This window comes from Microbacterium sp. TS-1 (assembly GCF_000509385.1).
Lineage (GTDB): Bacteria > Actinomycetota > Actinomycetes > Actinomycetales > Microbacteriaceae > Microbacterium > Microbacterium arborescens.
The window spans coordinates 359,052-385,313 of sequence record NZ_BASQ01000001.1; the positions used below are offsets into that span (position 1 = coordinate 359,052).

Sequence of the window (26,262 nt, forward strand, 5' to 3'; positions counted from 1 at the left end):
TCGTGGGACGCGGGCCCCGACGCTCACGGCCGGGCCATCGGCAGCGATGCGATAATCGCGATCATGCCCGCTTCCCGAAGCCATGCCCGCCCCGTCGCACTCGCCGTCTGGCTGATGATCGCGGGCGTGATCGGATGGATCGCCGCCTTCGCTCTGACGACCGAGCGACTGCACCTTCTCGAGGACGCGACAGCGACGGCATCCTGCGACTTCAACCTCGTCGTGCAGTGCGGTGCCAACCTGACATCGCCGCAGGGGTCGGTCTTCGGCTTCCCCAACCCGCTGCTCGGGCTCACCGGCTGGGTCGCGCCGATCGTGGTGGGCGCGGCGATCCTCGCCGGCGCACGCTTCGCGCGGTGGTTCTGGCTGTTGTTCTGGGCGGGCATGGCGTTCGCGTTCGGGTTCGTGATCTGGCTCATCTCGCAGAGCATCTTCGTGCTCGGCACCCTCTGCCCGTGGTGCATGGTCACCTGGTTCGTGACGATCCCGAGCTTCTACGCCGTGACTCTCCACGTCCTGCGCTCGGGCACCGTTCCGCTCCCGCGTCGAGGCCGCGCGGTCGCGGGCACGCTGTCGGGCTGGGTCCCGCTCCTGGCCGTCCTGAGCTACGTCGCGATCGCCGTCGTCGCGCAGCTCCGGCTGGACTGGATCGGCTTCCTCTGAAACGACGACGCCCGCGAGCCGACGTCGTGACATCGAGTCGCGGGCGGGATGCCGCTGTGCCGCTCAGCCGAACCAGATCTGCAGCTCGCGGGCTGCGGACTCGGGGCTGTCGGAACCGTGGACGAGGTTCTGCTGAACAGCCAGGCCCCAGTCGCGACCGAAGTCGCCGCGGATCGTTCCGGGGGCCGCCGTCGTCGGATCGGTGGTCCCGGCGAGGGACCGGAAGCCCTCGATGACACGATTGCCGGCGAGGCGGATGGCCACCGACGGTCCGCTCTGCATGAACTCGAGCAGCGGCTCGTAGAACGGCTTGCCCGCGTGCTCGGCGTAGTGCTGCTCGAGCAGCTCACGGTCGGCCTCGACCAGACGGATGTCGACGAGCGCGTATCCCTTGGCTTCGATACGAGCCAGGATCGCGCCGGTGAGGCCGCGAGCCACGCCGTCGGGCTTGACGAGAACGAGGGTCTCTTCGGTGGGCATGTCAGTCTCCGTTCGATTCGTCGGCTGCGAGGGCGGCGTTGCGCCGGTCGAGAGCAGCCCCCTTGATGGTCGCATACGCGTACATGCCGCCGAAAACCAGTGCGACGATTCCGAGCGCAGGTACGAGGAACACGCCGAGAGCCAGGATGACCTGGAGGGCCCAGCCCAGCACGATCCCCCACCGGTGGCGCAGGACGCCGGAGGTGACGATCATCGCGACGGCGAGCACCGCGCCCGCGACGACGCCCCACCAGTCCGGCACGCCGTCGGGCAGGACGCCGAGTCCGTACACCGTGAGGCCTCCGAGGAAGACGACGATCGACTCGAACCCGAGGACGACCGAGCCGAGGGACTCGGCGGCACCACGGCGCCGGCGTTCCCGGGGCCGACTCACGCCTGCCATCCCGACTTCCAGTCCTCCGCGGCGGCGAGGGCGATCGCCTCACCGGCGAGCACGACCGAGCCGGCGATGACAACCGCTCGCCGCTCCCCGTCCGCTGCCCACTCGCGCGCTGCCTCGGCCGCGTCGACGAGATCGCGGTGCTCGGTGACGCCGAGCCCGTGTTCCTCCGCGAGGTCGGCCACGAGGGTCGGATCCGAGGCGCGCTCCGAGTCGGGCGCGGTCGCGAAGACGTGAGCGGCGACCGGCGCCAGGGCGTCGACGATTCCGGCGGCATCCTTGTCGCCGAGGACACCCAGCACGACACCCCACTCGTCGAAGTCGAACGATTCGCGCAGCGCCGCGGCGAGGGCGGCGGCCCCGTGGGGGTTGTGGGCGCTGTCGACGAGCACCGTCGGACTGATCCCGAGCAGCTGCAGCCGGCCGGGAGAGGTGACCGCGCCGAGACCGTCCGCCACGACCTCCGGGTGAAGGGCCTGGTCCTCGGCCCCGATGAGAGCCTCGACGGCGGCGACCGCCAGTGCGGCGTTCTCCGCCTGATGGGATCCGTAGAGAGGCAGGTAGAGCTCGGGGTACTCCCCCGCCCGACCGCGCACGCTGATCTGCTGACCACCCACGGCGAGGCTGTGACCAGACAGGCCGAACTCATCGCCGGCGAAGCCGACGGTGGCCGCGACCTCCGCAGCGCGCGCCCGGATCTGCGCGGCCGCCTCGGGGGTCTGCACGGCCGAGACGACCGCCGCGCCCGGCTTGATGATGCCCGCCTTGACCGCGGCGATTTCGCCGATCGTCTCGCCGAGGCGGTCGGCGTGGTCCAGCGCCACGGGGCCGATGACCGCGACGTCGCCGTCGGCGGTGTTGGTCGAGTCCCACGACCCGCCCATGCCCACCTCGACGACGGCGACATCCACCGGAGCGTCGGAGAAGGCCACGAAGGCGAGCACCGTCAGCAGTTCGAAGAACGTCAGGGGGGCGTCGTCCGCAGCGGCCAGCTCGGCGTCGACGAGGTCGACGAAGGGCGCGATCTCCTCCCAGGCGTCGGCGACCGCGGCATCCGCGATCGGCTCGCCGTCGATGAGAATCCGCTCGGTGAACCGCTCGAGGTGGGGGCTCGTGAACAGCCCGGTGCGCAGTCCATGCGCCCGCACGAGGCTCTCGATCATGCGGCTCGTCGAGGTCTTCCCGTTGGTTCCCGTTACGTGCACGACGCGATAGGTGCGCTGCGGGTCGTCCAGCAGCTCGAGGACGCGCCGGGTGCGCTCGACGCGCGGCTGCACCCATTGCTCCCCCTGACGCTGCAGCAGCGCCGTGTAGACGGCATCCGCACGGGCCTGATCGGTCATGCGCTCTCTCCTGTCAGACGGGTGACGCTCACGGTGAGGTCGCCGCGGTTCGCGTAGGTCTTCGCGGCGACGACCGCCGCGAAGTCGGGCTCGTCCGCGGCGTCGAACTCCGCGGACGCGGCGAGGGTCTGCGCGGATGTCCGCACGATCCATTCGCGAGCCAGGGTCTCTCCCGCGACGTCGGCCGCGTCGAACGCCGATGCGACAGCGGCGGCGTCCTCGTCGGCATCGAACGCGAGCGCGAGACGGATGCGGTCGCTGACCTCGAAACCGGCGGCCTTGCGCGTGTCCTGCACGGCCCGGATGACGTCGCGTGCGAGGCCTTCGGCCTCGAGCTGCGCAGTGGTCGTCGTGTCGAGCAGCACGAATCCGCCCCCGGACAGGAGAGCGATGGCGGTGCCCTCCGCGACGCCGCCCGCCTCGAGGGTCAGGTCGTATTCGCCGGGCTCGAGGGCGACGCCGTCGACGGTCACGACGCCGTCCTGCTCGCTCCACAGGCCCGCCCGGGCACCCGCGATGACATGCTGCACCTGCTTGCCCAGTCGCGGACCGGCCGCGCGCGCATTGACGGAGAGGCGCTGGCTGATGCCGTACGAGGCCGCGAGGTCGTCGGAGAGCTCGGCGACGGCGACATCCTTCACGTTGAGCTCGTCGCGGAGGATGTCGGCGAACTGCTCCAGAGCCGCCGCATCGGTGATCGCGACGGTGAGCTGCGGCAAGGGCAGCCGGACGCGCTTGCCTTCCTTCTTCCGCAGCGCGTTGGCCACCGACGACACCTCGCGGACGGCATCCATCGCCGAGCGGATGTCGGCGGCCGGAGCGAACTCGGCGGCGTCGGGCCAGTCCTCCAGGTGGACGCTGCGTCCTCCGGTCAGGCCCTGCCAGACCCGCTCGCTCACGAGCGGGAGGAGCGGTGCGGCCACACGGGTCAGCGTCTCGAGCACCGTGTACAGGGTGTCGAAGGCTTCCGTCGACGAATCGTCGCCGGGAACGACGCCCACCCAGAAGCGATCGCGCGAGCGGCGGATGTACCAGTTCGTGAGCGCCTCGGCGAAGTCGCGGAGCTTCGCGGCGGCCATCGTGGAGTCGAGAGCCTCGAGGTCGGCGGCGACATCGCGCACGAGGTCGCCGGTCAGCGCCAGGATGTAGCGGTCGAGCACGTTGGTGGAGTCGGTGCGACGTCGCGCCTGGTAGCCCGTCCCGCCCTCGCCGCCGGCGGCGTTGGCGTAGGTGGCGAAGAAGTACCAGGTGTTCCACAGCGGAAGCAGGAACTCGCGCACGCCGGCGCGGATGCCCTCCTCGGTCACCACGAGGTTGCCGCCGCGCAGCACCGACGACCCCATGAGGAACCAGCGCATCGCGTCGGACCCATCGCGGTCGAAGACCTCGGACACGTCCGGGTAGTTGCGCAGCGACTTCGACATCTTCTGACCGTCGCTGCCGAGCACGATGCCGTGGCAGGCGACGCCCGAGAACGCGGGCCGGTCGAACAGGGCGCCCGAGAGCACGTGCATGACGTAGAACCAGCCGCGCGTCTGCCCGATGTACTCCACGATGAAGTCGGCCGGCGCGTGCTCGTCGAACCACTCGCGGTTCTCGAAGGGGTAGTGCACCTGTGCGTAGGGCATCGACCCCGAGTCGAACCACACGTCGAAGACGTCCTCGATGCGGCGCATCGTGGAGCGGCCCGTGGGGTCGTCGGGGTTCGGACGCGTCAGGTCGTCGATGAACGGCCGGTGCAGGTCGATCTCGCCGGCCTCGTTGCGCGGCAGACGCCCGAAGTCGCGTTCGATGTCCGCGAGCGAGCCGTACACATCGGTACGCGGGTACTCGGGGTCGTCGCTCTTCCAGACCGGGATCGGGGAGCCCCAGAAGCGGTTACGACTGATGGACCAGTCGCGCGCGCCCTCGAGCCACTTCCCGAACTGCCCGTGCTTGACGTTCTCGGGCGCCCAGGTGATCTGCTCGTTGAGCTCGAGCAGGCGGTCCTTGATCGCCGTGACGCGCACGAACCAGCTCGACACAGCCTTGTAGATGAGCGGGTTGCGGCAGCGCCAGCAATGCGGGTAGGAGTGCTCGTAGCTCGCCTCGCGAAGGAGGCGGCCATCGGCCTTCAGCAGGCGGATGAGGGGCCGGTTGGCGTCCATCCACAGCTCGCCCGCCACGTCGGTGACCTGCGGGAGGAAGCGCCCGCCGTCGTCGAGGCTCATGATCAGCGGGATACCGGCCGCGGCAGTCACGCGCTGGTCGTCCTCGCCGTAGGCCGGCGCCTGATGGACGATACCGGTTCCGTCCGTGGTGGTGACGTAGTCGTCGACGAGCACGCGCCATGCCGAACCGGTGCCCCAGGTCTCGGCATCCGCGTAGTAGTCGAAGAGCCGGTCGTACTGCACATCGGCGAGCTCGCTGCCCGGAAGCGTCCGCTCCACCGCCGCGCGCGCTTCTTCGGCGTCGGCGTACCCGAGGTCCTTCGCGTAGCCGCTGAGCAGTTCCTCGGCGAGGAGGTAGCGGTGCGCGTCGGCCTCGGCGCGGTCCTCGTGGACGTCGGCCGCGCCGGCCGGACCGCCGGGCAGCACGACGTAGCGGATGTCGGGGCCGACGGCGAGGGCGAGGTTTGTCGGCAGAGTCCACGGCGTCGTCGTCCACGCGAGAGCGCGCACACCGGTGAGTCCGAGCGACTCGGCCTTGGCGCCCACGAACGGGAAGGTGACGGTCACCGAGGGATCCTGGCGCATCTTGTAGACGTCGTCGTCCATGCGCAGCTCATGGTTCGACAGCGGCGTCTCGTCGCGCCAGCAGTAGGGCAGCACGCGGTGGCCCTCGTACGCGAGGTCCTTGTCCCACAGCTCCTTGAACGCCCAGAGCACCGACTCCATGAAGCCCGTGTCGAGCGTCTTGTATCCGCGCTCGAAGTCGACCCAGCGCGCCTGGCGGGTGACATAGTCCTCCCACTCGCGCGTGTACTCGAGCACGGAGGAACGCGCCTTGTCGTTGAAGGCGGCGATGCCCATCGCCTCGATCTCGCTCTTCTCGGTGATTCCGAGCTGCTTCATCGCTTCGAGCTCAGCCGGGAGACCGTGGGTGTCCCAGCCGAAGACGCGGTCGACCTTCTTTCCGCGCATCGTCTGGAAACGCGGGAAGACGTCCTTGGCGTACCCGGTGAGGAGGTGACCGTAGTGCGGCAGGCCGTTGGCGAAGGGCGGGCCGTCGTAGAAGACCCACTCGGGTGCCCCCTCCCGTCGCGCGATCGAGCTGCGGAAGGTGTCGTCGCGCTCCCAGAACGCGAGCACCTCCCGCTCGACGTCGGGGAAGCGGGGGCTGGGCACGACGCTGTCGGCGGCGGGGCCGAAAGCAGAGGACTTCGGATAGGTCATGGCTTCTCTCGCAGGGTCGGACTTCCTGCGAGGACGATCGTGCGACCGCGGTACCACCCCGCTTGCCCCGGAGGGCCACTCTCCCAGCGGCTGTCACGGGCCTGCCCCGCTCGGTTCTACTGGGCGGATGGCCGCCGTTCTTCCGAGAGCTCCCCGGTGATGGCCGGATCGGTGCTGATGACCCCATCATACCGTCGGCATACGCTGAAGGTATGGCCCGCCCGCGCTCCCGCCCCGCTCCGCCTCGCGCGAGCGACCCCGACCTCCCCCGTCACCTCGAACCTGCCGTCCTGTCTCGGCATGCGGATCTCGTCGGGTCCTCGATCACGGTCGGGGCCGGGCCCGTCGACGGTGCCCACGCACGCGTGAGCGAGAGCGTCGTCGGGCCGGGGACCCCCGACCGGCTCGATCTCACCGGTGCGGTGCTCGCCGACGTCGCGCTCATCGACCTCGCGACGGCCGAGTTCCGCTCGGGCGACGGCAGCTGGCGCACCGTGACACTCAACGGCGGGCGGATCGGCACCCTCGATGCTCAGCGTGCTCGCTGGGACGGCGTCATCCTCCGCGGCATCCGGATCGACTACCTCTCGGTGCCCGCCGCGACGCTGCGGGACGTCCTCATCGTCGATTGCCGCATCGGCACGCTCGACGCCCCGGGTGCGGTGCTCGAGCGCGTCGGTTTCATCGACACCACGGTGGATGAGTTCGACACACGTGCCCTGTCGAGCACGGATCTCGACCTGCGCGGCCTGGAAGCGCTCGCCTTCACCGACATCCGTGCGCTGGCCGGAGCGACGGCCTCCCGTCGGCAGGTCGAGGCGCATGCCCCCGCGTTCGCCGCTGCGCTCGGATGGGACGTGCGCGACGAGGCATCCGCCCCGGAGTCGAACCGATGATCGCCCGCACCGAACGCCTGGTCCTGCGGCTGATGACGGAGGATGACCTGGGCCCGCTCCGCGAGATACTGACCGACCCCATCGCGATGACCGCCTACGAGGGGGCCTTCGACGACGACGAAAGCGCGCAGTGGCTCGCGCGCAATCTTCGTCGCTACGAGGAGGACGGTTTCGGACTCTGGGCCGTCGACCTCCCCGGAGTGGGCATGATCGGGCAGTGCGGCATCACGCGACAGTTCGTCGGCGACGAACAGGTTCTCGAGGTCGGCTACCTGTTCCACAGGGCGCACTGGCATCGGGGATACGCGACAGAGGCCGCGACCGCGGCGCGGGACTGGGGGTTCCGCGAGCTCGGTGCCCCCGCCATCTGGGCCAAGGTCCGTGACACCAACATCGCGTCCATGAACGTTGCCATCCGGCTCGGCATGACCGTTCGCCGCCGATTCATGGTGCACTACCGAGGCGTGGACATGCCTCACCTCGGCTTCGCCGTCGATCGCTGAGCGGCCTCGTCAGATCGCCGACCAGGCCTCGCCACGCACCTCGGCCAGCGGCGAAGCCTGCAGCAGGCGCGAGATCGGGCAACGCGCGTGCGCAGCGACGGCGAGGTTCGAGGCTTCGCTCTCGTCCAGCCCCTCGCCCGAGACGAAGGCGGTCACGACGAACTCGTATCCCTCGCGGCCTTCGGCGTCGCGCAAGGCGACCTCGACGCGCACGGCGGTGCGATGCGCTCCCGACACGATCGCCTGCGCCGTGGCGTTCAGGCACGTCGCCCATGCCAGGGCGAGGAGCTGCTCCGGGTTGCTCGCGCGCGTGTCGTGCCCCGGCTGCAACGGGTTGGATACCGCGACCTCCAGACCATCCGGCACACGACTGACCCCCGTCCCGCCGTCGTCGTTCAGAGCTGAGGTGCGGTACCGGGTGGCCATGCGTCGACTATAGTTGAACGTCGTCCAACTATTGGAGGATGCGGCGTGCGCCCGACCGACGATCCGATCTCCCTGAGCGGGGTCGGCGTCACGTACCCTGGCGGCACCCGCGCCCTGTCGGGCGTCGATCTCACGGTCGCGCCGGGCGAGATCTTCGGAGTCATCGGCGAGAGCGGCGCGGGGAAGAGCACGCTTCTCGCCCTGCTCACGGGCGAGATCAGCGCGACGGCGGGCGCCGTCCGGGTGCTGGGACAGGACCCGCAGAGACTCAGCCGGGCGGCGCTGCGCACGCTTCGCCGGCGCATCGGAGTGGTGTTCCAGGGCGTGCACCTCCTGGCGAACCGGACCGTGCTTCAGAACGTCTCGATCGCTCTCGATCTGAGTGGCCGCGAACACGCGCGAGAGCGACGGGCCTCGGTCGACGAGGTGCTGCGCTTCGTCGGCCTGGGCGGCCGCGAACACGCGTACCCCGCCGAGCTGAGCGGAGGCCAGCGTCAGCGCGTCGGCATCGCCCGTGCGCTCGTCGCGCGCCCGGACATCCTGCTGTGCGACGAGCCGACCTCGTCTCTCGATGCCAGCACCACCGACGGCGTGCTCGCACTGCTCCGCGCGGCCCGCGACCGGTTCGGCACGACGGTGGTCGTCGTGACACATGATCTCGCCGTCGTCCGGCGGGTCTGCGACCGCGTCGCCCTGTTCGAGGACGGGCGAGTCCACGACATCCTGCGGGTGCAGCCCGAGCCCGACCTCGGCTCGGAGAGCTATCTCGACCGCGCCCGACGGGAGCTCGGCGCATGAGCGGTCTCGCCGATTCGCTCGGCCGCCGGGGCGAAGACCTGCTCGAGGCCCTCGGCGAGACCGGCTACATGCTTCTGGTCTCTCTCGCGGCGGCGGTGCTCCTCGGACTGCCGCTCGGCATGCTCGTATACCTGACCCGCCGGGGCGGCGCCGCACCGAATCGCGCGGTGTGGTGGACCGGGAACCTCTTCATCAACGTCGTCCGCTCGTTCCCGTTCCTGCTGCTCGTCGTGTTCCTCGTGCCGGTGACCCGGCTCGTCTACGGGACGACATTCGGCACGCCCGCGGCGACGTTCTCGCTCTGCTTCGTCGCCGTCGCGATCTACGCGCGTCTGGTGGAGCAGATCTTGCGCGAGATCAGCCCCGGAATCCCGCGGGTCGCTCGCACGATGGGAGCGACGCTTCCGCAGACGATCGTGCGTTTCCTCCTCCCGGAAGCCTTCCCCGGCCTCGTCTACGCCCTGACGTCGGCGACGATCAGTCTGCTGTCGTACTCCACCGTGCTCGGCGTGGTGGGCGGCGGCGGGATCGGCGACTTCGCCCTGCGCTACGGCTACCAGGAGTACGACTATCCGCTGATGTACTTCACGATCGCCGTCATCCTGGTCGTCGTCCTGGTCATCCAATCGATCGGTCACCGCCTGTCGATCCGTCTCGACCACCGTTGACTCCCGCCCACCGACTCTCACAAGGAGAACCCATGTCCTTCCGCTCCGTTCGCGCTCGCCTCGTCACGGCGGCGGTCGCCACGCTGGCGACCGCCGGGCTGCTCGCCGGCTGCGCCGGCTCACCGGGCGACGCCGAGTCCGGCGTCACGACACTGCGCGTGGGCGCAGTGACCGCCCCCGCGACCGACATCGTCGAGGCCGCCGGAGCGGCGATCTCCGACGGGTACGAGATCGAGCTCGTACCGGTGTCGGACTACGTCACGGTCAACAACATGCTCGCCGCCGGCGACATCGACGCGAACTTCTCGCAGCACGAGCCGTATATGCAGGAGTTCAACGAGAAGAACGGGGCGTCACTCGAGGCGGTCCAACCCATCTACAACTTCGTCATCGCGTTCTATTCGAAGACCCTGACCGACATCGATCAGCTCCCCGACGGTGCGACGGTCGCCATCCCGAACGACTCGTCGAACACCGCCCGAGCGCTCAAGCTCCTCGCCGACGCCGGCGTGATCGGACTGACCCCGGGCATCGACCCCTACACCGCGACGCTCGACGATGTCTCAGAGAACCCGAAGAACCTGCAGTTCCTCTCGCTCGAGATCAATCAGCTGAACACGGCGTACGACGAGGCGGACCTGGTCTTCCAGTGGCCGTCGCACATCGCCGCGCTCGGCCTGACCCCTCAGGACGACGGCCTGCTCACCGAGCTCGACGACCGCTTCGCGCTGCAGCTCGTGGTGCCCTCGGCCGAGGCGGACTCCCCCGCCACGAAGGCACTCATCGACGCGTTCACGAGCGACGAGGTGCGCAAGGTCATCGAGGGCAACGAGACCATCGAAGCCGCCTTCTGACCACACGGGTGGGGCACCGATGCGGCGCCCCACCCCCGGTAGACTCGGACGACGCACACTCAGGCACGCTCACACAGTGCCGCACATATCGTCGAGGAGTTCCCATGACAGCGCACATTCCCGAGAAGCCCGCTCTGGAAGGCCTCGAGCAGAAGTGGGACGCCGCCTGGGCCGAGCAGGGCACCTACTTGTTCGATCGCGCGCGCGCCGCTGAGACGGGCCGTGGCGGCGTCTTCTCCGTCGACACGCCTCCCCCGACGGCATCCGGCTCGCTGCACATCGGCCACGTGTTCTCGTTCACGCACACCGATCTGAAGGTGCGGTTCGAGCGCATGCGCGGCAAGAGCGTGTTCTACCCGATGGGCTGGGACGACAACGGTCTTCCCACCGAGCGCCGTGTTCAGAACTACTACGGCGTGCGCTGCGACCCGACCCTCCCGTACGACGAGTCGTTCGTCCCGCCGTTCGAGGGCGGCGACAACAAGTCGAGCCGCGCCGCCGACCAGGTGCCCATCAGCCGTCGCAACTTCATCGAGCTGTGCGAGAAGCTGACCATCGAGGACGAGAAGCAGTTCGAGTCGCTCTTCCGTCAGCTCGGGCTCTCCGTCGACTGGACCCAGACATACCGGACCATCTCCGACGAGACCATCCGCACCAGCCAGCTCGCGTTCCTGCGCAACCTCGAGCGGGGCGAGGCGTATCAGGCGCTCGCTCCCACGCTGTGGGACATCGACTTCCGCTCCGCGATCGCTCAGGCCGAGCTCGAGGATCGCGAGCAGCAGGCGTCGTACCACCGGATCGCGTTCCACAAGACCGACGGCAGCGGCGACATCCACATCGAGACGACGCGCCCGGAGCTGCTGCCGGCGTGCGTCGCCCTCGTCGCGAACCCGGACGACGAGCGCTATCAGCCGTACTTCGGCAAGACCGTGCGCACACCGCTCTTCGACGTCGAGGTGCCGGTTCTCCCGCACCACCTCGCTCAGCCCGACAAAGGCTCGGGAATCGCGATGATCTGCACCTTCGGTGACGTGACGGACATCATCTGGTGGCGCGAGCTCGACCTGCCCAACCGCACGATCCTCGGTCACGACGGCCGCATCGTCGCCGACGCGCCCGACGTCATCGTCGCGGATGCCGCGCGCGCCGCATACGCGGAACTCGCCGGAAAGACCGTCTTCAGCGCCAAGAAGCGCATCGTGGAACTCCTGCAGGAGTCCGGGGAGCTGCTCGAGGTGTCCAAGCCCTTCAGCCACCCGGTGAAGTTCTTCGAGAAGGGCGACCGTCCGCTCGAGATCGTCTCGACGCGCCAGTGGTACCTGCGCAACGGAGCCCGCGACGAAGAGCTGCGGTCGCGCCTCATCTCGCTCGGCCAGGAGATGTCGTGGCACCCCGACTTCATGCGGGTTCGCTACGAGAACTGGACGAACGGACTCACCGGCGACTGGCTCGTGTCGCGTCAGCGGTTCTTCGGCGTGCCCATTCCGATCTGGTACGGACTCGACGAGAACGGCGAACGCGATTACGAGCGCGTCATCACCCCCGATGCCGCTCAGCTCCCGATCGACCCGACCACCGATGTCCCCTCGGGCTACACCGCGGAGCAGCGCGGGGTGCCGGGCGGGTTCGACGCCGAGCGCGACATCTTCGACACCTGGGCGACGTCGTCGCTGACCCCGCAGCTGGCGGGCGGGTGGCAGCGCGACGACGAGCTGTGGCAGCTCGTCGCGCCGTTCGATCTGCGACCGCAGGGGCAGGACATCATCCGCACCTGGCTGTTCTCCACGATGCTCCGCAGCGCTCTCGAGGACGGCCGCGCGCCGTGGTCGGATGCCGCGATCTCCGGATTCATCGTCGACCCCGACCGCAAGAAGATGTCGAAGTCGAAGGGGAACGTGGTCACTCCGGCCGACATCCTCGCGCAGCACGGCACAGACGCGGTCCGCTACTGGGCAGCCTCGAGCCGCCTCGGCTCCGATGCCGCGTTCGACCCGCAGAACCCGACGCAGGTGAAGATCGGCCGCCGTCTGGCCATCAAGGTGCTCAACGCGGCGAAGTTCGTGCTCTCGTTCCCCGTGCCCGACGGCGCGGCCGTGACCCACGACCTCGACGCCGCCATGCTTGCGACGCTCGACCGGGTGATCGTCGACGCCACGCGCGCGTTCGAGGCGTACGATCACGCTCGCGCACTGGAGATCACCGAGGCCTTCTTCTGGACGTTCTGCGACGACTACCTCGAGCTCGTCAAGGAGCGCGCGTACGACCGCTCCGACGCGGGTCAGGCCTCGGCGGCCCTGGCACTGCGCCTCGCGCTGTCCTCGCTGCTGCGTCTGCTGGCCCCGGTCCTCGCCTTCGCTGCGGAGGAAGCATGGTCGTGGTTCGAGGAGGGCTCGGTGCACACCGCATCCTGGCCCGAGGCGAGCGGTATCGCCGGCGATCCCGACGTGCTGACCGCGGCCAGCGCCGCGCTCATCGGGATCCGACGGGCGAAGACCGAGGCGAAGGCCTCGCAGAAGACCCCCGTCTCGGTTCTCTCGCTTCGCGCGGATGCCGCGACGATCGAGCGCCTTCGCCGCGCCGAGGGCGACCTGAAGGCGGTCGGACGCATCACCGAGCTCGAGCTCCTCGACGGCGCGGGCGACCTCGTCGTGGAGCGCGTCGAGCTGGCCCCGCAGGAGGTCTGAGATGCGTCTGGGAACCCGGTGGACCAGCGGCGATGAGCCGCCGGCCTCTCTGCCGGCCGCATTCCGTGATCAGGTCCGCGCCGTGGATCGCGTGCTCGACGTCGATCCGCGTCCGAAGTGGACGCTGACCTGGCTCGAGGGGCGCCCCGTCGCCGAACTGGAGAACGGCGTCGTGGTCTCGCTCGATGCTGCCGGTGTTCCCGTCGTCGGCCAGATAGACGACGACACGTTCTGACGCCCCGCTCTCCCGCCGCTCAGTCCGGGGTGGCGGCGGGAGAGCCCTGTCCGGTCGCGGATCGGATGAGTCGCGTGCAGACCGCCGTCGCGACGATGCACACCGCCCCGGCGGCGATGAAGGGCAGTCGCAGGTCGACGGACGCGACCAGCCCGCCCAGGATCGTCGCCACCGGGAAGAGTCCCCAGGTCAGAGTGCGGATGATGCCGAGAGTGCGCCCGAACAGCGCCGGCGGGATGATCTGCTGCCGCAGCGCACCCCACGGAACGTTCCACAGCGACACCGCGAAAGCCATTCCCGCGTAGGCGATGATCGCGACGACGATGTTCGGCGCGAGCCCGACGGCGACCATGCATGCGGCCGCGGCCAGGTTCGCTCCCCACATCACGTTGCCGCGCCCCCATCGCGCGACGAGACGAGCAGCGACGAGCGAGCCGCCGAGTGCGCCGACTCCGACGCCCGCCGTGACGAACCCGATGGCGATCTCGGGTACCCCGTGGACATCCAGGAAGTAGAGCAGCGTCGGTGCCTGCGCGAAGGCGAAAGCGCATCCGACGACCGAGGTGAACACGACCAGCGCCCGCAGGAACCGGTGTCGCCAGAGGTACCGCAGCGCCTCGCCGGCGGGGACCGGGGCAACGGTCGGAGCGGGCAGTGGCTCCGGCACGGTGCCGGCGACGACCTCGCCCTGATCGGCGCCGACGACGGTCGAGGCTCGGGACCGCGCCGCCGCGAGCGGAAGGACGAGCGCGAGTGCGATCGGAACGATGTACCCGGCGGCGCCCAGCCACAGCGGGAGCGCGAGCGACACGGCGAACAGGACGCCGGCGACCGGCTGCGCGAGGAAGCTGTCGATAGTGATCTGCGCGGCCTGGATCCGTCCGTTGGCTCGATCCAACTGGTCTCGGCCGACGACGCTCGGGATGACCGCGTTGGTGGCGTTGTCGAAGAGCGTCTCGCCGAAGCCGAAGACCAGAGTGCCGATCAGCAGCCACACGACATCGAGCCCGCCCGTGACAGTGAGCACCGCCAATCCGACCGCGGCCGCCCCGCGCACGGTGTTCGCCAGGGCCATCACGCGACGCCGGTCGAACCGATCGACGATCATGCCGGCCGGCACGCCGAAGACGAGCCACGGGACGAAGGCCGCCGCACCGAGCAACGAGATCAGCAGCGGGTCGCGCGTGAGCGTCGTTGCGATGAGCGGAACCGCGGTGCGGCCCAGTCCGTCCGCCAGATTGCTGAAGGCGGCGGCGGACCACAGTCGGGTGAAGTCCCGCCCGAGGGGCCGCGGGCGCCCGGACCCGGGGGCTTGGGCCGGGGTGTCGGTGACGACGCTCATCATCAGTCGCTCTCTGTCGTGATCGGAAAAGCTTCGGCGCGCAGCGAGACGATGCGGCGGTCGACGGAGGGCGCCGCACCCGCGGCTTCGTCCACGCGGTACTCGTCGACCACATCGTCGATGACACGCTGGATCCTCGCGTTCACCTCGCCGAGCTGCGCGGCGGTCAACGAGACCGTGGCAGACGTGATGAGGGCGTTCTCCGCCCACGGATCGAGCTCATCGCGCAGTGTGGTCCCGACGAAACGCATGAGCTGCTCGTGACGGCGGTCGAGGAACTCGCCCATCACGACCTGCGTCGCGGCACGCCCCGCGGGCGTGCGCAAGGAGTCCGGTCCGGGGAACGAGACGCCCCCCGAGGGTCGCTCCCACCACCGCTCGCGCGCGGTGCCGCGATCCGGGATCTCGCGGATCAGGTCGTGCTTCGCGAGGGCGCGCAGGTGGTAGCTCGTGGAACCGGACGACTCCCCCGTCATGGCCGCCAGCGAGCTCGCCGTCTGAGGGCCTTGCTGACTGAGGATGTCGTACAGCCGCACGCGGACGGGATGCGCAAGGGCACGCAGCGCGCCGGAGTCGAGCGTGCGGACGTCGCGCCGCGTCTTCTCCTCGTCGTTGATCTCGGTCATGAGCACAAAGATAGCTTTGCAAATAGATCTTTGCAACTACTTCTTTGTGTTGCGCGTAGGCTGAGCACATGCCGGCATCATCGAATCCGCTCCTGACCGCTTCGGCCCTCCCCTGGGGCCTCCCCGACTACCGCGAGATCGAGCCGGATCACTATCTGCCCGCGTTTGAGAAAGCGTTCGCTCAGCAACGCGCCGAGATCGACGCGATCACCGCCGATCCCGAACCGCCCACCTTCGACAACACCGTTGCGGCATGGGAGAACAGCGGACGGCTCCTCGGTGACGTCGCGCGCACCTTCTTCACGATCAGCTCCGCCGACGCCACCCCGGCAGTCCAGGCAGTCGATGAGAGGCTCGCGCCGATGATGTCTGCGCACTCCGACGCCATCCTTCTCGATCAGCGCCTCTACAGCAGGATCGAGAGTCTGCATGCCGCACGGGAGGAACTCGGACTCACCGCCGAGCAGCGATATCTGCTGGAGCGGCGGTTCGTGCAGATGACGCACGCCGGCGCCGGGCTCGACGCCGACGCGAAGCGACGCCTGACCGAGCTCAACAGCCGCCTCTCCGTGCTCACCACGACGTTCGAGAAGAACCTCCTGGCGGACACGAACGATCTCGCCGTCGTCTTCGCATCGCGCGAGGAGCTCGACGGTCTGAGCGAGGGCGAGATCTCCGCCGCTGCGCGTGCGGCTGCCGATCGTGGACTGAACGGCGCCTACGTGGTCACGCTTACGCTGTTCACGGGCCACCCGTCGCTCGCTTCGCTCACCGACCCGCAGTCGCGTCGGCGGATCCTCGAGGCGTCGCGTGCGCGCGGTTCACGGCCCGGCCCGCACGACAACCGCCCCGTGCTGCTCGAGATCGTCCGGCTGCGTGCCGAGCGCGCCGAGCTGCTGGGCTTTCCGTCTCACGCGGCCTACGTCACCTCCGATCAGACGGCGGGCAACCCGGAAGCGGTGACGTCGCTGCTGCGCCGACTCGCCGCCCCCGCGGCCCACAACGCGCAGCAGGAGAAGCAGGCACTTCGGGCCGTCCTGGGCGACGAGGTGGGTCCCGCTGACTGGGCGTTCGCGACCGAGCGCGTGCGCGCGACCACGCTGGAGATCGACACGACGGCCCTGCGCCCGTGGTTCGAGGCCGAACGCGTGCTGCGCGACGGTGTCTTCTTCGCCGCGACACAGCTGTACGGCGTCACGTTCCGTGAGCGCGGGGACCTTCCGGCATACCACGAGGACGCACGAGTGTTCGAGGTGTCGAACGCGGACGGCTCGCACCTCGGGCTCTTCATCCTCGACCTCTACACCCGCGACACCAAGCGGGGCGGCGCCTGGATGAACTCCATCGCTTCGCAGTCGGAGCTGCGCGGCACGACGCCGATCGTCGTCAACAACCTCAACGTCCCCCAGCCGGCGCCGGGTACACCGACGCTGCTCACGCTCGATGAGGTGACGACCCTCTTCCACGAGTTCGGGCACGCACTGCACGGGTTGTTCGCCACCGTCACCTATCCGACCTTCGCCGGGACGAACGTGTTCCGAGACTTCGTCGAGTTCCCGAGCCAGGTCAACGAGATGTGGATCTACCGCCCCGAGGTGCTGGCGAACTACGCTCGCCATGTCGAGACCGGCGAGCCGATCGGATCCGACGTCGTCGACCGGCTCGAGGCCTCCGGAACGTTCAATCAGGGATTCGCGACGAGCGAGTATCTCGCCGCCGCGTGGCTCGACCTCGCCTGGCACTCGCTCAGCGCAGACGAAGCGGCGGCCGTCACCGACGTGGCCGCCTTCGAAGCCGCAGCGCTCGCGGACATCGGCCTCGACGACCCCGCGGTGCCGCCGCGCTACTCCTCGGCATACTTCGCGCACATCTTCTCGGGCGGGTACAGTGCCGGGTACTACTCCTACATCTGGAGCGAGGTCCTCGACGCCGACACCGTTGAGTGGTTCGCGGAGAACGGCGGCCTGACCCGCACGAACGGCGACCGGTTCCGTCAGCGCCTGCTGGGGGTCGGCGGGTCGAAGGACCCCCTGGAGGCATACCGAGACTTCCGTGGTCGCGATGCCCGCATCGAGCCGCTCCTCGTGCGCCGCGGCCTCAGCGTCTAGGACGCACCCTCCTGAGGGCCACCATCGGCGGGCGCTATGTCGTACACCAGACGCGCGAAAGCGCCCACCTGCTCCGCGGAACGCAGTGAGAGCCGGTCGGACTCGATGCGGCGCGGGAGCACGGGCGCTCCCCCGCCGAGGGTCGCGGGCGCGACCGATACCGCGATCTGATCGAGCGCGTCGGCGTCGAGAAATTGCCCGGCCAGATCTCCGCCGCCCACGACCCAGACGTCGCGATCACCGGCTGCCTGCCGGATGCGAGGGAGAACGGCCGGCACGGGCCCCGAGACGAACCTGACGTCCGCGCCGGCCGGCCGGGGCAGATCACGAGAGGTGAACACGAACGTCGGTCGATCACCGTGGAACTCCTGCCACCGCTCGGGGTGCGCGAGCAGATCCGACTCCGCGAGGAGCCATTCGTACGTCGTCGACCCCTCGACGAGAACGCCCGCGTCGGCCGGGATCAGACCCGCATCGGGCTCGTCGCCTCCGTCGACCGCGAACAGCCAGGAGAGCGAACCATCGGCGTCGGCGATGAAGCCGTCGAGCGAGGTCGCCGCGTCGTAGATGATGCGTTGCATGTCGGCAGGCTAGCCCGGGCCTCCGACATCACGGTGGACGGCGTCGCGCTGCCTCCGCGCGTCAGGCGCTCTTGCGCTTCTGCCGTAGTACCAGGGTCGGAGCGGCGCCATCGTCGACGGCCGCACGGGTCACGATGACCTTATCGACATCGTCGGCGGACGGGATCTCGAACATGATGGGCCCGAGGACGTCCTCGAGAATCGCGCGAAGGCCGCGGGCACCGGTCTTGCGAGCGACGGCGAGATCGGCGATCGCACGAAGTGCGTCTTCTTCGAACTCCAGCTCGACGCCGTCAAGCTCGAACATCCGCTGATACTGCTTCACGAATGCGTTCTTCGGGCCCGTGAGGATCTCGATGAGCGCCTTCTGGTCGAGCGGCGAGACCGAGGTCACGACGGGAAGACGGCCGATGAACTCGGGGATGAGACCGAACTTGTGCAGGTCTTCGGGTTCGACCTCACGGAAGAGGTCGAGCTCCTTGTCCTTCTCCTGCAGCGGAGCGCCGAAGCCGACGCCGTGCTTTCCGACGCGGGACGAGATGATCTCTTCGAGGCCCGCGAAGGCGCCGGCCACGATGAACAGGACGTTCGTCGTATCGATCTGGATGAACTCCTGGTGAGGGTGCTTGCGCCCTCCCTGCGGCGGAACCGACGCGACCGTGCCCTCGAGGATCTTCAGCAGTGCCTGCTGGACTCCTTCACCGGAGACGTCTCGCGTGATGGAGGGGTTCTCGGCCTTGCGGGCGATCTTGTCGACCTCGTCGATGTAGATGATGCCGGTCTCAGCACGCTTGACGTCGAAGTCGGCCGCCTGCAGCAGCTTGAGGAGGATGTTCTCGACGTCCTCGCCGACGTACCCGGCTTCCGTCAGCGCCGTCGCGTCGGCGACGGCGAAAGGCACGTTGAGTCGCTTTGCGAGCGTCTGCGCGAGATAGGTCTTGCCGCAGCCGGTGGGCCCGAGCAGCAGGATGTTGCTCTTGGCGATCTCGACGTCGTCGGCGCGCTGCTCGGCAGGCTGAAGCGTCGAGTGAGCGCGCACGCGCTTGTAGTGGTTGTACACCGCGACCGAGAGAGCGCGCTTGGCCGGGTCCTGCCCGACGACGTACTCCTCGAGGAAGGAGAAGATCTCTCGGGGCTTGGGAAGGTCGAACTCCGCCACCGACTCGTCGCCGGACTCGGCCATGCGCTCTTCGATGATCTCGTTGCACAGCTCGACGCACTCGTCGCAGATGTAGACGCCGGGTCCTGCGATCAGCTGCTGGACCTGCTTCTGACTCTTTCCGCAGAACGAGCACTTGAACAGGTCGGCACTCTCACCGATGCGAGCCATGTACCCCTCCTGGATGCCGGAAACCGTCGCTCACCTGAGAGCGTGGTGCTCCGAGCCTAACCTCTCCCGCAGACATCCCCGCGGATTTGCGCACGGTTCGGGTCGAACCGCCGCAGTGACGCGTATGGCCCCGGCTGCTCGCCGGGGCCATACGCGATGCACTCGCGCCCGTCAGGATGTGATCGCGGCGGGGGTGCGCTTGCGCGACGTCAGCACCTGGTCGACGATGCCGTACTCCATCGCCTCGTGGGCCGACAGGATCTTGTCGCGGTCGATGTCCTTGTTGACCTGCTCCTGCGTGCGATTGGTGTGGCGCGCCATGGTCTCCTCGAGCCACGTCCGCATGCGCAGGATCTCGGCGGCCTGGATCTCGATGTCCGACGCCTGACCGTGACCGGCCTCGCCCACGGCGGGCTGGTGGATCAGGATGCGGGCGTTCGGAAGGGCCAGGCGCTTGCCGGGAGCGCCCGCCGCAAGAAGCACGGACGCAGCCGACGCGGCCTGACCCAGCACGACCGTCTGGATCTGGGGCGACACGTACTGCATCGTGTCGTAGATCGCCGTCATGGCCGTGAACGAGCCGCCGGGCGAGTTGATGTACATGATGATGTCGCGGTCGGGGTCCTGCGACTCGAGCACGAGCAGCTGAGCCATCACGTCGTCGGCGGACGCGTCGTCGACCTGCACGCCGAGGAAGATCACGCGATCCTCGAACAGCTTGTTGTACGGGTCCTGACGCTTGTAGCCGTAGGCTGTGCGCTCCTCGAACTGCGGCAGGATGTAGCGGCTCGAGGGCATCGCTGCGCCGTGGGGAAGGCCGAAGGCGGGTGTGTTCATCGTTGTCTTTCTCCTTCGGTCGATCAGTTCTCGGTACCGCCGCCGCCGACCACGTCCGTGGCCGACTCGCGGATGTGGTCCACGAAGCCGTACTCGAGCGCCTCCTGAGCGGTGAACCAACGGTCGCGATCGCCGTCCGCGTTGATCTGCTCGACCGACTTGCCGGTCTGCGCCGCGGTGATCTCGGCGAGGCGGCGCTTCATGTCGAGGATCAGCTGCGCCTGCGTCTGGATGTCGCTGGCCGTGCCGCCGAACCCACCGTGCGGCTGGTGCAGAAGCACCCGCGCGTTGGGCGTGATGTAGCGCTTGCCCTTGGTGCCGGCGGTGAGCAGCAGCTGCCCCATCGAGGCCGCCATGCCGATGCCCACGGTGACGATGTCGTTCGGGACGAACTGCATCGTGTCGTAGATCGCCATGCCGGCGGTGATCGAGCCACCCGGCGAGTTGATGTAGAGGTAGATGTCCTTCTCGGAGTCCTCGGCGGCGAGCAGGAGGATCTTCGCGCAGATCTCGTTCGCGTTCTCGTCGCGCACCTCCGACCCGAGCCAGATGATGCGGTCCTTGAGCAGTCTGTCGAAGACGCTTGTTGCGATGAGGGGGTCAGCCATGTGTGCTCCTGATCCGAAGTTTCGTGACGTGTCGAATCTACCGACGCCGCCGCGCGCGTCCGGCCGTGTTCGCCGTGGGCATAGCCCGTGTCACCGCGCCCATCGAGACGGAGCGTCCTCGCCGATAACAGAAGGGGCGGATGCCGCAGCATCCGCCCCTTCATTCCGGTCAGGCGACCGTTGAGATCAGAAGATCACTCGGCGGCAGCCTCGTCGGCGGCCTTCTTCTTAGCCGGAGCCTTCTTGGCGGGGGCCTTCTTCGCGGGAGCCTTCTCCTCGCCGGCGGGAGCCGCGTCTGCCGCATCCGCCTTCTTCTTGGCGGGAGCCTTCTTCGCGGGAGCCTTCTTCGCCGGCTTCTCCTCCGCCTCGGCGGCGTCGGCGTCGGCGGCCTCGTCGGCGATCTCCTGCGCCTCCTCGACGACCTCGTCAGCGGCGGACTCCTCGCCCTCGACGGTGATGAAGCCGGTCAGGTCGACCGACTTGCCATCGGTGTCGACGACCGTGACCTTGCCCAGGGCGATAGCGAGCGCCTTGTTGCGGGCGACCTCGCCGACCATCACCGGGAGCTGCCCGTTCTGCTGGAGGGCGTTGACGAAGTCCTGCGGGGCCATGCCGTACTGCGCGGAGGCCTGGATCAGGTACTGGGTCAGCTCGTCCTGCGAGACCTGCACCTCGTGGGTCTCGGCGATCTTGTCGAGGACCATCTGCGTGCGGAACTGCTTCTCGCTCGCCTCGGTGACCTCGGCGCGGTGCACGTCATCCTCCAGACGGCCCTCGCCTTCGAGGTGTGCGTGGACCTCGTCCTCGACGAGTCCGGCCGGAACCGGGATCTCGACCTTCTCGAGGAGGGCGTCGACGAGCTTCTCGCGAGCAGCGGCGCCCTGCGTGAAGACGCTCTGCTGAGAGACCCGCTCGGCGAGGCTGTCGCGCAGCTCGGCGATGGTGTCGAACTCGCTCGCCATCTGGGCGAAGTCGTCGTCGGCCTCGGGAAGCTCGCGCTCCTTGACGGCCTTGACCGTGACGGCGACCTCGGCCTCTTCGCCGGCGTGATCGCCGCCGACCAGCTTCGAGCGGAAGGTGGTGTCCTCGCCGGCGGTGAGCGACTCGATGGCCTCATCGATGCCCTCGAGCAGCTCGCCCGAGCCGACCTCGTACGACACGCCCTCGGCGCGGTCGATCTCGTTGCCGTCGATCGTCGCGACGAGGTCGAGCTCGACGAAATCGCCCTTCGCAGCGGGACGGTCGACGGTGACGAGCGTGCCGAAACGACCGCGCAGGCGGTCGAGCTCTTCGTCGATCGCGGCGTCGTCGGTGGCGACGGGCTCGACCTCGATGGTGATGTCCTCGTAGGCGGGAAGCTCGAACTCGGGACGGACGTCGACCTCGACCTCGACCTTCAGGTCGCCGGAGAAGTCCTTGTCGCTGGGCCAGTCGACGACCTCGGCCGACGGGCGCCCGAGGACGCGCAGCTCGTTCGCGGTGACGGCTTCGCGGTAGAAGCCGTCGAGGCCCTCGCTGACCGCGTGCTCGATGACCGCACCGCGGCCGACACGCTGGTCGATGATGGGAGCGGGCACCTTGCCCTTGCGGAAGCCGGGGATCTGCACGTCCTGAGCGATGTGCTCGTACGCGTGGGTGATGCTCGGCTTCAGCTCGTCCGGGCTGACCGTGATGTGGAGCTTCACCCGCGTGGGGCTGAGCGTCTCGACGGTGCTGGTGACCATGCCTGTCGTTCTCCTTTATCCGGCCGCGCACACGCGCGTCCGTTCGGTGGTCTGGGTTCGTGGGGCCGTTGTCGGGGCGACAGGATTTGAACCTGCGGCCTCCCGCTCCCAAAGCGGGCGCTCTACCAAGCTGAGCTACGCCCCGGGCGCGCAGCACACGTGCGTCGGAAAACGGCCGTGGTCAGTCTAGCCGACGGAGTCCGCTAGACTGTTCGAGTTGCCAGCGCTGGACACCGTTCTCAGCGCAACGGCGATCCACATCCGATCCCGGTCGGATGCGGGGCTGTAGCTTAGTGGTAAAGCCTCTGTCTTCCAAACAGATGATGCGAGTTCGATTCTCGTCAGCCCCTCCCATACTCCTCCTCGTCTCAGGCGAGGAGGAGTTTCTTCATTCGGCCCTGGCGGCCCCGTGCTCGGCGGCCAGCTCCAGGTAGGTCGCAGCGTTCCGTCGGAGCCCGTCCCGCTCGTCCTCCGTCAGAGCACGGCGCACCTTCGCGGGCACGCCGGCCACGAGAGACCCCGGCGGGACGACCGTCCCCTCGAGGACGACGGCTCCCCCGGCGACGAGGGACCCGGCCCCGATCACGGCTCCGCTCAGCACTGTGCTGTTCATACCGATGAGGCAGCCGTCCTCCACCGTGCATCCGTGGACGACGGCGTTGTGACCGATGGAGACGTCATCACCGATCCGGGCGGGCGATCGCGCATCGACATGGATCACGACGCCGTCCTGAACATTGCTGCGGTCACCGATCGCGATGCGCGCGCGATCACCGCGGACGACGGCGTTGTACCAGATGCTCGACAGCTCGCCGACGGTCACATCGCCCACCAGCCGAGCTCCGTCCGCGACGAAGACCGTCGGATGCAGACGAGGCCGGGACTCGCCCAGCGGCAGGATCGTTGCGCTCGGTGAGACGACCATGGCCTCACGTTACCCCTGGTGAGCCCAGCCTTCTCTTGCTTGCGGAATGTTCCGGCGTGAGTAGCGTTTGGACAGATGCAGGCCACGACCTGCCAGAAGGAGCGCAGACATGACCGACACCAACATCACCACCCCCGCCCTCACCGCCGACCCCGAGGTCGCCGCGGCTGCCGCGCAGTTCCTCACCCCGGTCGTGCACAAGATGCAGGCGCTGGTCGTCAACGGCAAGCAGGCGCACTGGAACGTCCGCGGCTCGAACTTCATCGCGATCCACGAGCTGCTCGACTCGGTCGTCGCCCACGCGCAGGACTACGCCGACACCGCCGCCGAGCGCATCGTCGCCCTGGGCCTGCCGATCGACTCCCGAGTCTCGACCATGGCCGACAAGACCAGCACCGCCGTCCCCGCCGGTTTCGCGCAGTGGCAGGACGAGATCAAGGCCATCGTGTCCGACATCGACGCAGCTCTCGTCGACCTGCAGGCCGCGATCGACGGCCTCGACGAGGTCGACCTGTCGAGCCAGGATGTCGCGATCGAGATCAAGCGCGGCGTCGACAAGGACCGCTGGTTCCTGCTCGCGCACCTCGCCGAGTAATTCCCGGCGCCGACGGAACGGCGCGTCGATCGGACCCGGGCAGCACAGCGCGCCTCACCGATCGCCGCGCCGTTTCGTCGTTCTCGCGGTAGATCCGGTCGAGCCGGCGTCAGCCGATGTGCGTCACGCGACCGGCGAGCAGAGTCGCTTCCACGGCGGTCGCCCGCAAGGCGGCCGGGGTGGAAGCGGCGAGCGGGTCGCGGTCGACGACGACGAGATCGGCGACGGCACCGGGCTCGATCGCAGAGCCGGTCTCGGAGCCGCCCGCGGTGGAAGCCGCGAGAGCAACCGCGGCGGAGATCCGCTGGTGGGGTCGCCACGGCTCGCGTTCGTCTCGCGTGCGGAACACCGCGTCGGACATCGTGGTCCACGGGTCGAGGTGAGCGACCGGCGCGTCCGAGCCCAGCAGCAGATTCGCGCCCGCATCGACGAGCTCGCGCATCGGGTAGCCGACCGCGGTCTGCCCGGCCCAGAATTCCTCGGCCATCTCGCGGTCGTCCACAGCGTGCGAGGGCTGGATGCTGGCTCCGACACCGAGACGCGCGAAACGAGGCATATCGGCGTGGGCGACCAGCTGAGCGTGCTCGATCGTGCCGGTGGCGCCCGTCGTGGCGAAGGCGTCGAGGGCGTGGGAGTTCGCGACGTCGCCGATCGCGTGCACCGCGCAGGAGATGCCGGCGCCGGTCGCCCGCCGCATCAGCGCGACGAGATCGTCCGGAGGCACCGTCATGACCCCGAAGTCGGTCTCGGCTCCTGGGTAGTGATGGGAGCACGCCGCGGTCCGCGTGCCCAGCGAACCGTCGGTGATGACCTTGAACGGCCCCATCCGTACGAGCCCGGCCGGGTCGATCGTGTCGCCGGTCTCCAGGCCGGCGGAGATCGCCCTCTCGAGCATGCTGGCGTAGACGCCGAACGACACGCGCACGGCGTCGAATCCGCGTGCGAGGCGACGAGCCCAGGCCTCGGCGTTCCACGCCATGTCGAGGTCGACGATGCCGACCACGCCGCGGGCGGCCGCGGCGGACAACGCTTCCATCACCGCCGCGTCGGCAAGAGACGGGTCGAGGGCGTTCAACCGGCGTGAGATCTCGAACGCGGGTTCCTCGCGCAGCACACCGTCGGGTGCCGACATCCCCTCGCGTCGGAGCGCCGCGCTGTTGAGCCACACGCTGTGCACATCGGAGTTGATCAGATACGTCGGCGCGTCGCCGGTCACCGCGTCGAGCATCTCGAGGGAGGGCCGATCCGGCCAGAGTGCGTCGCGGAAGCCCGAGCCGATCCGCCGACCATCGTGGTCCGGGCCCGTGAGCCCCATCACGGCGGCCGCCTCGGCAGCGCTCGAGATGCCTTCGAGATCGACGCGCCGGGCCGCCAGCGCCCACTGAACGGTGTGGACATGGTGGTCCCAGAGCCCGGGAAGCAGCCATCCGCCGGACGCGTCGAGCACCACACCGCGCCTCGGCAGAGCACCGGCGGGCGCGATGTCGACGACGGTTCCTCGCGCGAGGTGCACGTCGACCGGGTCCGAGCCGAAGGGGTCTGTCCTGCCGGGTCCTGTCAGCCGGACATCCGCGATGACGTCGACCTCGTCACCGCGCGCGGGAGCGCTCACGATGACTTCTCCCGGCCCGCCCGAATCGCATCGTGCGCGCGGCGCATCTCGCCGGCCAGCCGCGGGTCCGCGTATGGCGTCGCGCCCTCCTCCAGCTGCGCGATGATGGTGTCGACCACGGCATCCGGCCGGTTCTGGCTCAGCTTGCGCTTGGCCTCGACGCGCGACGGCGAGAGGCGGAATCCGACCGTGCCGCGCTCGAGACGCCCGACGAAGTCGGCGTCGTTCGGAGCCGACCACATGCCGCGCGGTGTGCCGACGCCGGCCTCGAATCGGTCGACGAGACGCTCGAGCACGCGCAGGTTCTCCTCCGCTGTGAGGATCTCGGGCACGCCGGAGAGGTGAACCGATACGAAGTTCCAGGTCGGGACCGCCGGCACGTCGCCGTACCACTGCGGCGACACGTATCCGTGCGGCCCCTGGACCACGACCAGCATCTCGGTCTCGCCGAGCCCGAGAAGCGCGTCGTCCGGGCGGCCGACGTGCCCCACGATCGTGAGGTCGTCGCGTTCATCGTCGAGGAGGACGGCGTAGTGCGAGGCGACGAGCCCGCCGGCTGCCGCGCTGACGATCGTGACCCAAGGGTTCTCATCGATCACACGGCGCAGCTCGGCGACATCCGTCATCGCGAAACTCGGGTTCTGTCTCAT

25 protein-coding genes and 2 tRNA genes are annotated in these 26,262 nt (G+C 68.9%); 11 read left to right on the forward strand and 16 right to left on the reverse strand.

What is annotated here, in order from left to right; genetic code table 11:
- Nucleotides 1–63 precede the first annotated feature (63 nt).
- Nucleotides 64–663 carry a vitamin K epoxide reductase family protein gene (locus MTS1_RS01580; protein WP_023950794.1) on the forward strand — a complete coding sequence of 200 codons (600 nt, stop codon included), beginning with the start codon at nt 64–66 and terminating at the stop codon, nt 661–663.
- Between the two features lie 63 nt (nt 664–726).
- On the opposite strand, the gene ndk is transcribed toward MTS1_RS01580, so the two are convergent.
- The 4 genes from ndk to ileS are packed head-to-tail and all read right to left on the reverse strand — an operon-like array spanning nt 727 to nt 6,260.
- Nucleotides 727–1,143, reverse strand: coding sequence for a nucleoside-diphosphate kinase (ndk, locus tag MTS1_RS01585; protein ID WP_023950795.1), 417 nt, complete (start codon nt 1,141–1,143; stop codon nt 727–729).
- Nucleotide 1,144: 1 nt separating this feature from the next.
- Complete coding sequence (locus MTS1_RS01590) at nt 1,145–1,546, reverse strand: DUF4233 domain-containing protein (protein WP_023950797.1); 402 nt, start codon at nt 1,544–1,546, stop codon at nt 1,145–1,147.
- Nucleotides 1,534–2,886, reverse strand: coding sequence for a folylpolyglutamate synthase/dihydrofolate synthase family protein (locus MTS1_RS01595; protein ID WP_023950799.1), 1,353 nt, complete (start codon nt 2,884–2,886; stop codon nt 1,534–1,536). Before MTS1_RS01595 ends, MTS1_RS01590 begins: the two co-directional genes overlap by 13 nt.
- Complete coding sequence (gene ileS / locus MTS1_RS01600) at nt 2,883–6,260, reverse strand: isoleucine--tRNA ligase (protein WP_023950801.1); 3,378 nt, start codon at nt 6,258–6,260, stop codon at nt 2,883–2,885. The genes MTS1_RS01595 and ileS overlap by 4 nt, the downstream gene beginning before the upstream one ends.
- Nucleotides 6,261–6,472: 212 nt before the next feature.
- Between ileS and MTS1_RS01605 the strand changes: the two genes are divergently transcribed.
- On the forward strand, nt 6,473–7,156 hold the full coding sequence (locus MTS1_RS01605; RefSeq protein WP_036304582.1) for a hypothetical protein: 684 nt from the start codon (nt 6,473–6,475) through the stop codon (nt 7,154–7,156).
- On the forward strand, nt 7,153–7,659 hold the full coding sequence (locus MTS1_RS01610; protein ID WP_023950805.1) for a GNAT family N-acetyltransferase: 507 nt from the start codon (nt 7,153–7,155) through the stop codon (nt 7,657–7,659). Before MTS1_RS01605 ends, MTS1_RS01610 begins: the two co-directional genes overlap by 4 nt.
- A 9-nt stretch (nt 7,660–7,668) precedes the next feature.
- Here MTS1_RS01610 and MTS1_RS01615 read toward each other — a convergent pair whose 3' ends face one another.
- Nucleotides 7,669–8,085 (reverse strand): OsmC family protein, encoded by a 417-nt coding sequence (locus tag MTS1_RS01615; protein WP_023950807.1) that lies wholly within the window; start codon nt 8,083–8,085, stop codon nt 7,669–7,671.
- Between the two features lie 45 nt (nt 8,086–8,130).
- Here MTS1_RS01615 and MTS1_RS01620 point away from each other — a divergent pair, with 45 nt between their 5' ends.
- The 5 genes from MTS1_RS01620 to MTS1_RS01640 all read left to right on the forward strand — a co-directional run bounded on the left by MTS1_RS01620 (nt 8,131) and on the right by MTS1_RS01640 (nt 13,324).
- Nucleotides 8,131–8,883, forward strand: coding sequence for an ATP-binding cassette domain-containing protein (locus MTS1_RS01620; protein ID WP_023950809.1), 753 nt, complete (start codon nt 8,131–8,133; stop codon nt 8,881–8,883).
- The gene (locus tag MTS1_RS01625; RefSeq protein WP_023950811.1) at nt 8,880–9,551 is read left to right on the forward strand and encodes a methionine ABC transporter permease; all 672 of its coding nucleotides are present in this window, start codon (nt 8,880–8,882) and stop codon (nt 9,549–9,551) included. Before MTS1_RS01620 ends, MTS1_RS01625 begins: the two co-directional genes overlap by 4 nt.
- Nucleotides 9,552–9,583: 32 nt before the next feature.
- Nucleotides 9,584–10,405, forward strand: coding sequence for a MetQ/NlpA family ABC transporter substrate-binding protein (locus MTS1_RS01630; RefSeq protein WP_023950813.1), 822 nt, complete (start codon nt 9,584–9,586; stop codon nt 10,403–10,405).
- A 104-nt stretch (nt 10,406–10,509) separates the two neighbouring features.
- A complete protein-coding gene (gene valS / locus MTS1_RS01635; protein WP_023950816.1) occupies nt 10,510–13,089 on the forward strand; it encodes a valine--tRNA ligase in 2,580 nt (859 codons plus the stop codon).
- Nucleotide 13,090: 1 nt separating this feature from the next.
- Entirely contained in the window at nt 13,091–13,324 is a 234-nt protein-coding gene (locus MTS1_RS01640) for a hypothetical protein (protein ID WP_023950818.1), read from the forward strand.
- A 19-nt stretch (nt 13,325–13,343) separates the two neighbouring features.
- Here the strand turns inward: MTS1_RS01640 and MTS1_RS01645 are convergent, their stop codons facing one another.
- A complete protein-coding gene (locus tag MTS1_RS01645) occupies nt 13,344–14,666 on the reverse strand; it encodes an MFS transporter (protein WP_036304874.1) in 1,323 nt (440 codons plus the stop codon).
- A gap of 2 nt (nt 14,667–14,668) precedes the next feature.
- On the reverse strand, nt 14,669–15,292 hold the full coding sequence (locus MTS1_RS01650) for a helix-turn-helix domain-containing protein (RefSeq protein WP_023950822.1): 624 nt from the start codon (nt 15,290–15,292) through the stop codon (nt 14,669–14,671).
- Between the two features lie 68 nt (nt 15,293–15,360).
- On the opposite strand from MTS1_RS01650, the gene MTS1_RS01655 reads away from it, so the two are divergent.
- Nucleotides 15,361–17,400 carry a M3 family metallopeptidase gene (locus tag MTS1_RS01655; protein ID WP_023950824.1) on the forward strand — a complete coding sequence of 680 codons (2,040 nt, stop codon included), beginning with the start codon at nt 15,361–15,363 and terminating at the stop codon, nt 17,398–17,400.
- Here the strand turns inward: MTS1_RS01655 and MTS1_RS01660 are convergent.
- The 6 genes from MTS1_RS01660 to MTS1_RS01685 all read right to left on the reverse strand — a co-directional run bounded on the left by MTS1_RS01660 (nt 17,397) and on the right by MTS1_RS01685 (nt 22,625).
- Complete coding sequence (locus MTS1_RS01660; RefSeq protein WP_023950826.1) at nt 17,397–17,981, reverse strand: dihydrofolate reductase family protein; 585 nt, start codon at nt 17,979–17,981, stop codon at nt 17,397–17,399. The genes MTS1_RS01655 and MTS1_RS01660 overlap by 4 nt on opposite strands.
- Before the next feature lie 61 nt (nt 17,982–18,042).
- Nucleotides 18,043–19,311, reverse strand: coding sequence for an ATP-dependent Clp protease ATP-binding subunit ClpX (gene clpX, locus MTS1_RS01665; RefSeq protein WP_023950828.1), 1,269 nt, complete (start codon nt 19,309–19,311; stop codon nt 18,043–18,045).
- Nucleotides 19,312–19,482: 171 nt separating this feature from the next.
- Complete coding sequence (locus MTS1_RS01670; protein ID WP_023950830.1) at nt 19,483–20,148, reverse strand: ATP-dependent Clp protease proteolytic subunit; 666 nt, start codon at nt 20,146–20,148, stop codon at nt 19,483–19,485.
- Nucleotides 20,149–20,171: 23 nt separating this feature from the next.
- Nucleotides 20,172–20,756 (reverse strand): ATP-dependent Clp protease proteolytic subunit, encoded by a 585-nt coding sequence (locus MTS1_RS01675; RefSeq protein WP_023950833.1) that lies wholly within the window; start codon nt 20,754–20,756, stop codon nt 20,172–20,174.
- 194 nt (nt 20,757–20,950) lie between these two features.
- Nucleotides 20,951–22,480 carry a trigger factor gene (gene tig / locus MTS1_RS01680; RefSeq protein WP_023950835.1) on the reverse strand — a complete coding sequence of 510 codons (1,530 nt, stop codon included), beginning with the start codon at nt 22,478–22,480 and terminating at the stop codon, nt 20,951–20,953.
- Nucleotides 22,481–22,551: 71 nt separating this feature from the next.
- Nucleotides 22,552–22,625 (reverse strand) — tRNA-Pro (locus MTS1_RS01685).
- A gap of 134 nt (nt 22,626–22,759) precedes the next feature.
- Here MTS1_RS01685 and MTS1_RS01690 point away from each other — a divergent pair.
- Nucleotides 22,760–22,830, forward strand: a tRNA-Gly gene (locus MTS1_RS01690).
- Between the two features lie 38 nt (nt 22,831–22,868).
- On the opposite strand, the gene MTS1_RS01695 is transcribed toward MTS1_RS01690, so the two are convergent.
- The gene (locus tag MTS1_RS01695) at nt 22,869–23,405 is read right to left on the reverse strand and encodes a gamma carbonic anhydrase family protein (RefSeq protein ID WP_023950841.1); all 537 of its coding nucleotides are present in this window, start codon (nt 23,403–23,405) and stop codon (nt 22,869–22,871) included.
- Nucleotides 23,406–23,514: 109 nt separating this feature from the next.
- Here MTS1_RS01695 and MTS1_RS01700 point away from each other — a divergent pair, with 109 nt between their 5' ends.
- The gene (locus tag MTS1_RS01700) at nt 23,515–24,000 is read left to right on the forward strand and encodes a DNA starvation/stationary phase protection protein (protein WP_023950842.1); all 486 of its coding nucleotides are present in this window, start codon (nt 23,515–23,517) and stop codon (nt 23,998–24,000) included.
- 109 nt (nt 24,001–24,109) lie between these two features.
- Here MTS1_RS01700 and MTS1_RS01705 read toward each other — a convergent pair whose 3' ends face one another.
- Together MTS1_RS01705 and MTS1_RS01710 are read right to left on the reverse strand one after the other, a co-directional pair.
- Nucleotides 24,110–25,612, reverse strand: coding sequence for an amidohydrolase (locus MTS1_RS01705; RefSeq protein WP_023950843.1), 1,503 nt, complete (start codon nt 25,610–25,612; stop codon nt 24,110–24,112).
- Nucleotides 25,609–26,262: an FMN-binding negative transcriptional regulator gene (locus MTS1_RS01710; protein WP_023950844.1), complete on the reverse strand. Its 654-nt coding sequence runs from the start codon at nt 26,260–26,262 to the stop codon at nt 25,609–25,611. The genes MTS1_RS01705 and MTS1_RS01710 overlap by 4 nt, the downstream gene beginning before the upstream one ends.

Bases quoted from the DNA above. Each gene is read 5' to 3' on its own strand.
- MTS1_RS01580 (WP_023950794.1), top strand. From the start codon at position 64: ATGCCCGCTTCCCGAAGCCATGCCCGCCCCGTCGCACTCGCCGTCTGG.
- MTS1_RS01590 (WP_023950797.1), bottom strand. From the start codon at position 1,546: ATGGCAGGCGTGAGTCGGCCCCGGGAACGCCGGCGCCGTGGTGCCGCC.
- MTS1_RS01700 (WP_023950842.1), top strand. From the start codon at position 23,515: ATGACCGACACCAACATCACCACCCCCGCCCTCACCGCCGACCCCGAG.
- MTS1_RS01655 (WP_023950824.1), top strand. From the start codon at position 15,361: ATGCCGGCATCATCGAATCCGCTCCTGACCGCTTCGGCCCTCCCCTGG.
- MTS1_RS01660 (WP_023950826.1), bottom strand. From the start codon at position 17,981: ATGCAACGCATCATCTACGACGCGGCGACCTCGCTCGACGGCTTCATC.
- MTS1_RS01710 (WP_023950844.1), bottom strand. From the start codon at position 26,262: ATGAGACAGAACCCGAGTTTCGCGATGACGGATGTCGCCGAGCTGCGC.
- ileS (WP_023950801.1), bottom strand. From the start codon at position 6,260: ATGACCTATCCGAAGTCCTCTGCTTTCGGCCCCGCCGCCGACAGCGTC.
- MTS1_RS01595 (WP_023950799.1), bottom strand. From the start codon at position 2,886: ATGACCGATCAGGCCCGTGCGGATGCCGTCTACACGGCGCTGCTGCAG.
- MTS1_RS01610 (WP_023950805.1), top strand. From the start codon at position 7,153: ATGATCGCCCGCACCGAACGCCTGGTCCTGCGGCTGATGACGGAGGAT.
- MTS1_RS01670 (WP_023950830.1), bottom strand. From the start codon at position 20,148: ATGAACACACCCGCCTTCGGCCTTCCCCACGGCGCAGCGATGCCCTCG.
- valS (WP_023950816.1), top strand. From the start codon at position 10,510: ATGACAGCGCACATTCCCGAGAAGCCCGCTCTGGAAGGCCTCGAGCAG.
- ndk (WP_023950795.1), bottom strand. From the start codon at position 1,143: ATGCCCACCGAAGAGACCCTCGTTCTCGTCAAGCCCGACGGCGTGGCT.
- MTS1_RS01630 (WP_023950813.1), top strand. From the start codon at position 9,584: ATGTCCTTCCGCTCCGTTCGCGCTCGCCTCGTCACGGCGGCGGTCGCC.
- clpX (WP_023950828.1), bottom strand. From the start codon at position 19,311: ATGGCTCGCATCGGTGAGAGTGCCGACCTGTTCAAGTGCTCGTTCTGC.
- tig (WP_023950835.1), bottom strand. From the start codon at position 22,480: ATGGTCACCAGCACCGTCGAGACGCTCAGCCCCACGCGGGTGAAGCTC.
- MTS1_RS01695 (WP_023950841.1), bottom strand. From the start codon at position 23,405: ATGGTCGTCTCACCGAGCGCAACGATCCTGCCGCTGGGCGAGTCCCGG.
- MTS1_RS01615 (WP_023950807.1), bottom strand. From the start codon at position 8,085: ATGGCCACCCGGTACCGCACCTCAGCTCTGAACGACGACGGCGGGACG.
- MTS1_RS01650 (WP_023950822.1), bottom strand. From the start codon at position 15,292: ATGACCGAGATCAACGACGAGGAGAAGACGCGGCGCGACGTCCGCACG.
- MTS1_RS01640 (WP_023950818.1), top strand. From the start codon at position 13,091: ATGCGTCTGGGAACCCGGTGGACCAGCGGCGATGAGCCGCCGGCCTCT.
- MTS1_RS01605 (WP_036304582.1), top strand. From the start codon at position 6,473: ATGGCCCGCCCGCGCTCCCGCCCCGCTCCGCCTCGCGCGAGCGACCCC.
- MTS1_RS01675 (WP_023950833.1), bottom strand. From the start codon at position 20,756: ATGGCTGACCCCCTCATCGCAACAAGCGTCTTCGACAGACTGCTCAAG.
- MTS1_RS01625 (WP_023950811.1), top strand. From the start codon at position 8,880: ATGAGCGGTCTCGCCGATTCGCTCGGCCGCCGGGGCGAAGACCTGCTC.
- MTS1_RS01645 (WP_036304874.1), bottom strand. From the start codon at position 14,666: ATGAGCGTCGTCACCGACACCCCGGCCCAAGCCCCCGGGTCCGGGCGC.